The sequence below is a fragment of the Sphingomonas sp. PAMC 26621 genome (assembly GCF_000251145.1).
GTDB lineage: Bacteria > Pseudomonadota > Alphaproteobacteria > Sphingomonadales > Sphingomonadaceae > Sphingomonas.
The window spans coordinates 25,315-36,576 of record NZ_AIDW01000037.1 but is presented as its reverse complement, the minus strand read 5'-3'; the positions used below and the strand labels follow the sequence as shown (position 1 = coordinate 36,576).

Genomic DNA, 11,262 nt, shown 5'->3' with positions numbered 1-11,262 from the left:
GTACGGGATGGACGGCACGCAATTGGTTCTCGCGAGCGCGGCGGCGTTCGTCGGCTCGCACTTCCTGCTGTCGCATCCGCTCCGCGCGCCGATCGTGCGCGCGGTCGGTGCGAACGGGTTCCTCGGACTCTATTCGCTCGTCGCCTTCGCGACGCTCGGCTGGCTCGCGCACAGCTACCAGACCGCGCCCGCTACCGCGCCGTGGTGGGCGGTGGGCGAGGGGATCTGGGGTCCGGTCACGCTCGTCATGCTGGTCGCGAGCATCCTGCTGATGGGGTCGCTCCTCGGGAATCCCGCGCTCCCCGGCAAACCCGCCACCGCCGCGCCCGCCACGGCGCGGGGCGTGTTCGCGATCACGCGCCATCCGATGATGTGGGCGTTCGCCTTGTGGGGGCTGTGCCATATCGCGGTCTATCCGATCGCGGCGAACATCATCGTCGCGGTCGCGATCATCGTCCTCGCGCTGGTCGGTGCGGCGCTGCAGGACCGCAAGAAGGAATCGCTCCAGCCCGAGCTGTGGCGCGACTGGGAGCGCAAGACGAGCTACTGGCCGTTCGTCGCGATCGCGCAGCGGCGGGCGAAGTTCGGCGGGTTTCGCCCGCATGACATCGCAGGCGGCGTGGTGATCTGGCTTGTCGCGACCTGGGCGCATCTGCCGCTGGCGGGGATCGCGGCGGGGGTGTGGCACTGGGTGTATCGGTAGGCCAATGTGCTCCTGCGCAGGCAGGAGCCCAGAGTTGCACGCGTTCCTGCCCGTTGCCCTGGATTCCCGCCTGCGCGGGAAAACACCTCGGGTAAACCTCTAAGCCGCCCCCTCGTGCAACAGCGCATCCGCGCTGTCCGTCGCCACCGGCGCACTCCGCGCGCCGACGGTCAACGTCACCGCCAGATCCATCACGACATTCCCCATCGTGCGGAAGATGTCCGGGATCGTCTCGACCGCCACCAGCAACCCGAGCGGCGCGATCGGCACGCCCAGCGTCACCGCGATCGGCGAAATCGCGCCGATGAAGCTGATCTGTCCGGGCAGGCTGACCGAGCCGAGCGACGTCAGCACCGCCACCGCCGTCCCCGCGCACAGCGTCGCGAAGCTCATGGGCACGCCGAACCAGTTGGCGACATAGATCGCGACCGCGAGGTTCATCGCCGGCCCGGTCGCGCGCAGCATCGCCACGGCGATGGGGAGCACAACGCCCGAGGTCGCCACGGGGACGCCCATCTCCTCCGAAATGCGCAACATCGCGGGCAGGCTGGCGAGCGAGGACTGTGTGCTCATTGCCACCGCCAGAACGGGCGCGGCCCCGCGCACGAACCGCAGCAGCGCAACGCGCCCGCCCAGCACCGCGAGCGGGAAGGCGAACAGCGAGACGATAACCCCGACGCTCGACACCGTCACGATGTAATGGAGCAGCGCGCCGACCGCGGCGGTCCCGGTCTTGGCGGCGACCGTCACCGCGAGCGCGAACACGCCGATCGGTGCGATCCAGATGATCCACCCGATCACCACAAGCATCGTGTCGCGGATCGCGGCGAAGAAGCTGGTCAGCAGCGCGCGCTGCTCGGGCGCGATCCGCGCGAGCGCGAAGGCGAAGACGAGCGCGAACAGGATCAGCGACAGGAACCCGCCGTTCGCCGCCGCCGCGACGACGTTGCTCGGCACCATGCCCGCAAGGAATTCCCCGAGCGGCGGCACCGCCCCGGCGGGTGCTGCCCCCGCGAGCGCGGCGCGTAGCGCTGTACCCGAGGCGGTCGGCATCGGCGCGAGTTGCAGGAACAGCGGCGTCAGGATCGCCGCCATCACCGCGCTGAACACCATGACGCACAGGATCAGCGCGATCGCGCGCGCCGCGACCGCGCCGCTCCGCGCCGCCTCTGCGGTCGCGGCGATCCCGGTGACGAGCAGCGAGAAGACCAGCGGCAGCACGGTCATTTGCAACGCATTGAGCCACGCGGTCCCGATCGGCCCGGCCACCGCGACCGTCACCGGCACCGCGCCGGGTGCCCAGCCCGCCAGCATGGCGCCGACGGCAAGCCCGAGGACGAGCGACAACAGGATACGGCTGGATTGCGACATGCAGGCCCTTTTGCAGATGCGCGGCCCGTTTTGGCCGCTTATGAGTGCAACGCACATAACCGAACGGATGCGCGCGTAATGGCAAGAAAATATTTCGGTACCGACGGGATTCGCGGCCTCACCAACACCGCGCCGATGACGGCTGCAATGGCGATGCAGGTCGGCATGGCGGCGGGCGCGCACTTCCGGCGCGGCGACCACCGCCACCGCGTCGTGATCGGCAAGGATACCCGCCTGTCGGGCTATATGCTGGAATCCGCGATGGTTGCGGGCTTCACCAGCGTGGGCATGGACGTCGTGCTGCTCGGCCCGATGCCGACGCCAGCGGTCGCGATGTTGACGCAATCGATGCGCGCGGATCTGGGCGTGATGATCTCGGCCAGCCACAATCCCTATTTCGACAATGGCATCAAATTGTTCGGTCCGGACGGCTACAAGCTGTCCGACGATGACGAGGCCGCGATCGAGGCGTTGATCGATGGGGACATCGATCTCAGCCCCGCGACCGAAATCGGGCGCGCGCGGCGAGTCGACGATGCGCAGGGCCGCTACATCCATTTCGCCAAGTCGACCTTCCCCGAGAACCTGCGGCTCGACGGGATGAAGATCGTGGTCGATTGCGCGAATGGCGCAGCCTACCGCGTCGCGCCGACCGCCTTGTGGGAACTCGGCGCGGACGTCGTGTCGATCGGGGTCACCCCCAACGGCAAGAACATCAACGACGGCGTCGGTTCGACCGCGCCCAAGGCGTTGTGCGAGGCGGTGGTGGAGACCGGCGCTCAGCTCGGCATCGCGCTCGATGGCGACGCGGACCGGCTGATCGTGGTCGATGAAAAGGGCCATATCGTCGACGGCGACCAGCTGATGGCGACGATCGCGAGCAGCTGGGCGCGCGCGGGGCGGCTCAAGGGCGGCGGACTGGTCGCGACGGTCATGTCCAACCTCGGGCTCGAGCGGCATCTCGCGACGCAGGGAATCGGGCTGATCCGCACCAAGGTCGGCGACCGCCACGTGCTGGAAGCGATGCGCGCGCAGGGCTATAACGTCGGTGGCGAGCAGTCGGGGCACATCATCCTGTCCGATTATGCGACGACCGGGGACGGGCTGGTCGCAGCACTCCAGATCCTCGCGGAGCTGGCGCGCTCGGGGGTTCCGGCGAGCGAATTGCTCCACCGCTTCGAACCGCTGCCGCAATTGCTCAAGAACGTCCGGTTCGCGGGCGGCAAGCCGCTCGAAGCGGAGTCGGTCCAGGCCGTGATCGCCGATGCGGAAGCCGAGCTGAAGGGCAAGGGCCGGCTCGTCATCCGCCCCTCGGGGACCGAACCCGTCATCCGCGTGATGGCCGAGGGCGACGATGCGGCGCAGGTCGAGGCTGTGGTCGATCGAATTTGCGATGCGGTGCGCGCGGCGGCGGGGTAAACGCGGGCAGGCATTTCTGCTATATCCCCCCGTGCCCGGACTCGTCCGTGAGTCCCGGCGCGGCGGGGGCGAGCATGAGCATAGTCGAACGCGAACTGGCGAACCCGCAGGTCGAGGCGGCGGCTGTCGGTCATCCCGATATCGCGGCGGTACTCGGTGCGTCGGACGCGGCCGACCAGACGCTCGTAAGCGGCGACAAGGCGGCATTTCTCGCGGTGCTGGCACCGGACTGCACGGTCAACACGCCCGGCAACCGGGTAGCCGGCCACGCCCAGATCGCGGCGTTCTTCGACCAGGGGCTGATCCACTATCGGCGGTATCACAAGCGGATCGAGCATCTCGCGCGGTACGGCGACGCCCATGTCGTGATGATGGGCGAGGAAACCTATGTCCCGCACGACGGCACCGCGACTCCGCCGACGGTGTCGCGGCGCTTCACCGACCTGTGGCGTCGCGACGGCGACCGCTGGGTGATAGCGCTTCGCCAGGCGACGATCTACAAGATCGCGTCGACGGACAATCCCTGACCGTCACCCCGGCGCAGGCCGGGGCCGTCACGTTGCAAAGGCGAAACCGCCGTCGCGCGAACAACCGAACGGCCCCGGCCTGCGCCGGGGTGACGGAGGAGGAAACCCGCGTTAAACCGCGCCATGCTTGAAATGCGCCCTGACTGCGAACGCTGCGGTACCGATCTCCCCGCCGACGAGGCCGGCGCGTTCATCTGTTCGTTCGAATGCACGTTTTGCGCGCCTTGTGCCGAGGCGCTCGACGACCGTTGCCCCAATTGCGGCGGCGAACTGATGGACCGCCCCGCACGCGTCGACGAGGCGCTCGCGCGGCATCCGGCCTCGACCGTGCGGTGGTTCAAGCCGCGCGCATGACGCCGCGAATCCTGATCATCGCTGGCTCGGACTCGGGCGGCGGCGCGGGGATCCAGGCGGATATCAAGACCGTCACGATGCTCGGCGGCCACGCGATGACCGCGATCACCGCGATCACCGCGCAGAACACGCTCGGCGTGCAGGCGGTGCTGCCCGTGCCGACCGAAATGGTGCTCGCGCAGATCGACTCGTGCCTGTCCGACATCGGTGTAGATGCAGTGAAGATCGGGATGATCGGTTCGGCCGAGACCGCGCACGCCGTCGCCGACCGGCTCGAGCCGCTCGATGTGCCGATCGTGTTCGATCCCGTGATGATCGCGACCAGCGGTGCGACGCTTGCCGACCCGGCGACGATCGCGGCGTTTGCGCGGCTGATGCGGATCGCCACCGTGGTCACGCCCAACACGCCCGAGCTCGCCGCGCTGGGCGGCGAAGCGGCGGTGCTCGCGCACGACTGCCATGTCCTTGCCAAGGGTGGGCACGTCGACGGTGCCGAGGTGATCGATCGCCTGATCGGAGCCGACGGCGAAGTCGCCCGCTGGTCCGGGCCGCGGATCGCGACTACGAGCGCGCATGGCACCGGCTGTACGCTCGCCTCGGGAATCGCGACGCTGTTGGGGCAGGGGCGCGCGCTGCCGCTGGCGGTCGCGGTTGCGCGGGATTTCGTGCGGCTCGCGTTGTGCGATGCGCCAAGGCTCGGGCAGGGGCACGGCCCGCTGGGGCAGCAGGCGGTGCGGCTCGACCTTGGGGGCGACCTGCGGTTCAACCAGGTCACGCTCGGCAGTACCGACCATGCCGCGTCGCGTGATTTCTACCGCGCACTCGGCCTGCGCCAGATCGTCGAGAGCGCGGATCATTATGCGCGGTTCGAGACGCCGGGTGGCGCCACGCTGTCGATCGAACGGGGTGCGCGGCCAACGGTGTTCCTCGAATGCGACGATCTCGCTGCTACCGTCGCACGGCTGGAGGCGGACGGCATGACGTTCGACCAGCGCCCGACCGACCAGCCGTGGCTGTGGCGCGAGGCGCGGCTGACCGATCCTGCGGGCAATACGGTCTGTCTCTACCATGCTGGCGAGAACCGGCGCTTTCCGCCATGGCGGCTGCCTGATGCCTAGCCTCAAACACGAAAAGCTTTGCCTCGCGCCCGTCGCCGGGGTGGACGAAGCCGGCCGAGGTCCGCTTGCGGGGCCGGTCGTCGCCGCCGCGGTGATCCTGCCGGCCAAGGGCATCCCTCGCGGGATCAACGATTCGAAGAAGCTCTCCGCTGCCGAGCGGTTGCGGCTGCATGACCGGCTGCAAGCATGCGCGACGGTCGGGATCGGGATCGTCGAGGCCGACGAGATCGACGTGCTCAACATCTACTGGGCGACGATGAAGGCGATGACGCTCGCGGTCGAGGCGTTGGGCGTCGCGCCGGGGCATGTGCTGGTCGACGGCAACCGCCTCCCGCGCTGGACGCACGCCGCCACGCCGCTGGTTTCAGGCGATGCGATCAGCACCTCAATCGCCGCCGCGTCGATCATCGCCAAGCACACCCGCGACACGATCATGCTCGCGCATGCCGAATCGCATCCGCACTACGGCTGGGCCTCGAACAAGGGCTATGGCTGCGCCGCGCATCTGGCGGCTTTGCGCGAACATGGGCCGACCCCGCTCCACCGGAGAAGTTTTCGTCCCGTCGCCGATGCGTATCTTCTGCTCTGAGTCTTTTGCGTCACACACCATCGCTTGAGTCCGCCGATCGACGCGGACTCAACATCTAGAGAGCTTCCGGAAATGTTCCGCATGGCTAACGAATCGACCGCGAATCCGGTTAACGCATCGCCCCTTGACGAGAGTCCCCAGATTCGCAGGGATGCGCGCGACAGCGAACAGGGGCGGCAATGATGGGCGTTTTGGAAAAGATCAAAGCGGGGGGCAAGACGACTCTCCCGCCGATGGCGGAGCTTCCGCTCGACCAGATCCTGCGCTCGGATTGCATCGCCGCGATGCGGGCGTTGCCGGCCAAGTCGGTCGACATGATCTTCGCCGACCCGCCCTACAACCTCCAGCTCGGCGGCGACCTCGCGCGGCCCGACGGCAGCCATGTCGATGCGGTGACCGACGCGTGGGACAAGTTCGACAGCCTCGACGCCTATGACGCGTTCACGCGCGCGTGGCTGGCGGAGGCCAAGCGGATCCTCAAGGACAATGGCGCGATCTGGGTGATCGGCAGCTATCACAACATCTTCAAGGTCGGCGCCGCGATCCAGGATCTCGGTTACTGGATCCTCAACGACATCGTGTGGCGCAAGTCGAACCCGATGCCCAATTTCAAGGGCACGCGCTTCACCAACGCGCACGAGACGCTGATCTGGGCGTCGATGGGCGAGAAGGCGCGCTACACGTTCAACTATCGCAGCATGAAGACGCTCAACGACGAGCTCCAGATGCGCAGCGACTGGGAATTCCCGGTCTGCGGCGGGCAGGAGCGGCTGAAGAAGGACGGGATCAAGGTCCATCCGACGCAGAAGCCCGAGGCGCTGCTGTACCGCATCCTGCTCGCGTGCACCAAGCCGGGCGACGTGGTGCTCGACCCGTTCTTCGGGACGGGGACGACGGGTGCGGTCGCCAAGCGGCTCGGCCGACGCTGGATCGGGATCGAGCGCGAGCCTGACTATATCGCTGCCGCCGAGGAGCGGATCGCGGCGGCGCTGCCGCTCGATGAAAGCCTGCTCAAGACGATGCAGAGCCCCAAGGCCGCGCCCAAGGTTGCGTTCGGCGTGCTGGTCGAGAACGGGTTTCTCACCCCCGGCCGGTTCGTGGTCGACGCCAAGCGCAAGCACCGCGCGCTGGTCCGCGCCGACGGCAGCCTTGAGAGCCAGTGCGGCGCGACCGGATCGATCCACAAGCTCGGCGCGACGCTGCAAAACGCGCCGTCGTGCAACGGCTGGACCTACTGGCATTTCGAGACGGGCGAGGGGCTCAAGCCGATCGATTCGCTGCGGCAGGAATATCTGCTCGCGACCCAGCCCTGAGCGCCCCTCTGTCCGTTCGTTTCGAGCGAAGTCCGAGAAACTCGGCACAGCGCAGGTTTCTCGACTTCGCTCGAAATGAACGGATGAGTGACGGGAGAACATCATGACGCTCCACCTCCGTCCAGTCCAGTTCGTCGACACGCCCGTCGGTCGCGACGGCGAAGTCGCGCGGCTGGCGGGGGGGATGCTGTGGTTCGCCGCCTATGAGGTGATCGAGGCGGGGGAGCGTCGCACGGTGCCCGTCACCGCGCTCGAAAGGCTGCTGCAGGACGATCGCGCCGCGCGGGTCCACGCGCGCATTACCGCCCCGCGCCCCGCACTGACGCTCGGCGCGCGCACGCTGCGGTTCGACCAGCCCGCGGTCGCCGCGATCCTCAACGTGACGCCCGACAGCTTTTCGGATGGCGGGACGCATGCCGACGACCCCGCCGCCGCCGCCTCGGCGGGGGTCGCGATGGCGGCGGCGGGCGCTGCACTGATCGACGTCGGCGGCGAATCGACGCGCCCCGGCGCACCGGTCGTCTGGGAAGGCGACGAGATCGCGCGCGTCATCCCCGTCGTCGAGCGGCTCGCGCGGAGCGGGACGCTGGTCTCGGTCGACACGCGCAAGGCAGGCGTGATGGAGGCCGCCCTCGCGGCGGGCGCGGCAATCATCAACGACGTCGCCGCGCTGCTGTGGGATGATCGCGCGCTCGAAGTGGTCGCGCGGGCGGGGTGCCCGGTGGTGCTGATGCATTCGCCCGATCCGGCTGCGGGCGGGCATGGCGGTTCGGGTTATGGCACAGTGCTGACCGACGTGTTCGACTGGCTCGAGACGCGGATCGACGCAGTCGTCGCGGGCGGTGTCGCGCGCGACCGGATCATCCTCGATCCCGGAATCGGCTTCGGCAAGAGCCTGTCGGACAATCTCGCGCTGCTCAACGGGCTGACGCTCTTCCACGGGCTCGGCTGCCCGATCCTGCTGGGTGCGAGCCGCAAGCGGATGATCGGCGCGCTGTCGAACGAGGCCCCCGCCGATGCGCGGCTCGGCGGGTCGCTCGCGCTGGCGCTCAAGGGGATCGAGGCGGGGGTGCAACTGCTGCGCGTCCATGACGTGGCGGAGACGGTGCAGGCGGTGCGTGTCTGGCGCGGGTTGCGCGACCAGGCGCTGGTGGGGCGCTGAAGCGGTCCCTGAACGAGAACCTGTTTGCTTCCCCGGCGGAGGCCGGGGCCCAGTCGGGATGGTCGAGGTTCTGAAGCGCAAGCCTCCGCTTTCGTCTGTTCCGCTCCTGGGCCCCGGCCTTCGCCGGGGAAGTGCTTAGGGACGGAGCGCGCGCCCTAGCGCACCACCCGGATCGTGCGCTCGCTGGGGTCGATCGGATCGAGGAAGAACGCGCCCGCGTCGCGGTTCGCGATCAGCCACGCGACATGCGCCGCCTCGATCCGCTGCCCGGGAACGAGCCGCGGCACGCCCGGCGGCGCTGGCGCGATCACCTCGGCGGCGATCCGGCCTGCCGCGTCCGCGATCGGAACGTGATCGACATCGCCAAAGAACGCTTCCTCGGGGTCCGCCGCCATCGTCACCGACAGCGTCGAAAGCCCCGGAAACACGCCGGCAGGGGGCAGGTCGGCAGTGCCCGCGGCGACCTGCTTCGCCAGATCCTTGAGCCCGCCGACCAGCGCACGAATATCCGCCGCGGTCGTCCCGATCGACACCACCGCGAGCACATGCCGCGCATCCGACAGCCCGACGCTGACGCGGTGATGCTTCACCAGCCAGTCGTCCACCGCATACCCCGTCACGCCGAGCGCGGAGAGGTCGATCAGCACCTTGGTCGTATCGAGCTGCGTCGCCGCGGGGAGGTGTTCCTCGCCGAACACGCGCAGCCCCCGAATCCGCGCCAGACGACGGCGAAGCTTGGCCGCGCGGTCGAGCACCCCGCCCCAGATCCGCTCGCCATTCAGCGCATGATCGCGCCGGGTCGCATCGAGGCTGGCGAGGATCGGGACCGACGGGCTGGTCGTCTCGAACAGTTCGAACGCCATCCACAGCCGTTGCTGGTCGACCAGCGTCCCCTTGGCGAGCAGCGCCGACCCTTGCGCGAGCGACCCCATCGTCTTGTGGAGGCTGTACACCGCGATATCCGCGCCCTTGGTCAGCGCATCGTCGGGCAGCCGCTCGCAAAAGGCGAACGCCCCGCCCCAGGCGGCGTCGCAGATCAGCGGGATGCCGTGGTCGTGACAGATAGTGGAGAGCGCGCCGATGTCGCTCGTCACGCCGTAATAGGTCGGGCTGACCACGACGAACGCCTTGGCGTCCGGATGCGCGGCCAGCGCCGCCGACAGCGCGGCGGGGGTGACGCCGTGGTCGATATCCCACGCGTCGTCGATCAGCACCGGCACGAGCACCGCATCGAGCCCGGTCGCGAGCGCGTGCGAGCGTTCGGCCTTGTGGACGTTGGTGGCGAACAGCACGGTGTCACCGGGGCCTGCGACCGCCGCGAGCGCGGTGTGGAGGCTTTGCGTCGACCCGCCGGTGACGAAGCGGCAGAAATCCGACTGCCACGCTTCCGCGGCGAGCTCGTGCGCGCGCTGGACGACGTGCCCGCCCTCGGTCCGGTCGTCGAGGCCCTTGGGGGTCAGCAGGTCGGCGGCAAAGATCCGTTTGCCAAGCAGGCGGCGCAGGTCGGCGGGAATCGCGGCACCCTGGTTGTGGCCGGGCGCGCCGAAGCCGTGGATCGGTCGCCGCTCCACTTGCGCCAGGGCTTCGACGATGGGCGCGTGTTTCTGATCCATATCGGATCAAGCCTCCTGCGGCGTCGTCCGTTCCCGGTGGAGAAAAATAACATAATTGTCATTCGCGCGACACGCGGGCTGGGGTAACGGACGTTGCCCGCGCGATCGGCGGGCGTCGTGCCGGAGGTCTCGCCTCTGGACCGAACCGCGCGCATCCGTATCGCGCACCCTGTAGAGTATCCGGAGGAAGTTCATGATCATCGATGCAGTGCCGCGCTACCGGCAGATCGCCGCCGAGGTATGGCGGCCCCTGCTGGTGCTGTTCGTCTGGGACGTGATCGTCACGGTCACTTATTACGTCCTGCCGTTCAAGGCGCCCTCGCTGCCGCTGACGCTGTTCGGCTCCGCGCTTGCGCTGTTTCTCGGGTTCCGCAGCACCTCGGCGTACGAACGCTGGTGGGAAGGACGCGGCCTGTGGGGGTTGATGATCAACGCCTCGCGCAGCCTGTCGCGCGCGGCGCGGAGCTTCCTCCCCGACGAGGAAGCGCGCGATCTCCAGCGCGCGATCATTCTGCGGCAGATCACCTACGTCAACGTCCTGCGCTGCCAGTTGCGCAAGCAGGATCCGCGCGCGGAAGCCTTGCGCTATCTGTCCCCCGACGAGGCCGCGCCATCGCTGGAGCGGCTCAACGTGGCGAACGGTATTCTCGACGGGACCGGGCGGCGCGTCGACCAGGCACGGCAGGCGGGGTGGATCGACACGATCCAGCAGGCGTCGATCGAGCGCGTGCTGATCGATATCGCCAACGCGCAGGGCGGGATGGAGCGGTTGAAGAACACCCCGCTCCCCAACCAGTACCGGTTCTTCCCCGAGTTCTTCGCGCGGCTGTTCTGCATCCTGCTCCCGATCGGGCTCGTCGAGACGCTGGGGTTCGCGACGCCGATCGGGTCGACCGTCGCGGGGCTGATGTTCCTCGCGGTGCTCAAGATCGGCGACGATCTGGTCGATCCGTTCGCCAACACCGTGCACGACGTGCCGCTGACCGCGATGTGCCGCACGGTCGAGATCGACCTGTTGCAGGCGCTCGGCGAGCAAGCCCCCGATCCGGTCAAGCCCGAGAAGGGGATCCTCTGGTAAGACCCCGCCGCGCGA

The 11,262-nt window shown here is 68.5% G+C and carries 11 protein-coding genes; 9 read left to right on the top strand and 2 right to left on the bottom strand.

The genetic code is table 11. From position 1 onward, the window contains the following. Positions 1–7 precede the first annotated feature (7 nt). Entirely contained in the window at positions 8–703 is a 696-nt protein-coding gene (locus RI03_RS17850) for an NnrU family protein (RefSeq protein WP_010218998.1), read from the top strand. 99 nt (positions 704–802) lie between these two features. On the opposite strand, the gene RI03_RS17845 is transcribed toward RI03_RS17850, so the two are convergent. After that, positions 803–2,074 carry a dicarboxylate/amino acid:cation symporter gene (locus RI03_RS17845; RefSeq protein ID WP_026046837.1) on the bottom strand — a complete coding sequence of 424 codons (1,272 nt, stop codon included), beginning with the start codon at positions 2,072–2,074 and terminating at the stop codon, positions 803–805. Positions 2,075–2,152: 78 nt separating this feature from the next. Between RI03_RS17845 and glmM the strand changes: the two genes are divergently transcribed. The 7 genes from glmM to folP all read left to right on the top strand — a co-directional run bounded on the left by glmM (position 2,153) and on the right by folP (position 8,556). Beyond that, complete coding sequence (gene glmM / locus RI03_RS17840) at positions 2,153–3,493, top strand: phosphoglucosamine mutase (protein ID WP_010218996.1); 1,341 nt, start codon at positions 2,153–2,155, stop codon at positions 3,491–3,493. Positions 3,494–3,567: 74 nt separating this feature from the next. Next, complete coding sequence (locus tag RI03_RS17835) at positions 3,568–4,020, top strand: nuclear transport factor 2 family protein (RefSeq protein WP_010161870.1); 453 nt, start codon at positions 3,568–3,570, stop codon at positions 4,018–4,020. Positions 4,021–4,143: 123 nt separating this feature from the next. Further along, positions 4,144–4,374, top strand: a complete 231-nt coding sequence (locus RI03_RS17830; protein WP_010161871.1) for a DUF1272 domain-containing protein — start codon at positions 4,144–4,146, stop codon at positions 4,372–4,374. Then, complete coding sequence (gene thiD, locus RI03_RS17825; protein WP_010218994.1) at positions 4,371–5,492, top strand: bifunctional hydroxymethylpyrimidine kinase/phosphomethylpyrimidine kinase; 1,122 nt, start codon at positions 4,371–4,373, stop codon at positions 5,490–5,492. The genes RI03_RS17830 and thiD overlap by 4 nt, the downstream gene beginning before the upstream one ends. Continuing rightward, complete coding sequence (locus tag RI03_RS17820; protein ID WP_010218992.1) at positions 5,485–6,081, top strand: ribonuclease HII; 597 nt, start codon at positions 5,485–5,487, stop codon at positions 6,079–6,081. Before thiD ends, RI03_RS17820 begins: the two co-directional genes overlap by 8 nt. A gap of 182 nt (positions 6,082–6,263) precedes the next feature. Next, positions 6,264–7,394, top strand: a complete 1,131-nt coding sequence (locus RI03_RS17815) for a site-specific DNA-methyltransferase (protein WP_026046836.1) — start codon at positions 6,264–6,266, stop codon at positions 7,392–7,394. Positions 7,395–7,497: 103 nt separating this feature from the next. Then, positions 7,498–8,556, top strand: coding sequence for a dihydropteroate synthase (gene folP / locus RI03_RS17810; RefSeq protein ID WP_010218990.1), 1,059 nt, complete (start codon positions 7,498–7,500; stop codon positions 8,554–8,556). Positions 8,557–8,711: 155 nt separating this feature from the next. On the opposite strand, the gene RI03_RS17805 is transcribed toward folP, so the two are convergent. Continuing rightward, complete coding sequence (locus tag RI03_RS17805) at positions 8,712–10,169, bottom strand: aminotransferase class I/II-fold pyridoxal phosphate-dependent enzyme (protein WP_010218989.1); 1,458 nt, start codon at positions 10,167–10,169, stop codon at positions 8,712–8,714. A gap of 193 nt (positions 10,170–10,362) precedes the next feature. On the opposite strand from RI03_RS17805, the gene RI03_RS17800 reads away from it, so the two are divergent. Further along, a complete protein-coding gene (locus RI03_RS17800; RefSeq protein ID WP_010218988.1) occupies positions 10,363–11,247 on the top strand; it encodes a bestrophin family protein in 885 nt (294 codons plus the stop codon). The last annotated feature ends 15 nt before the right edge of the window (positions 11,248–11,262 follow it).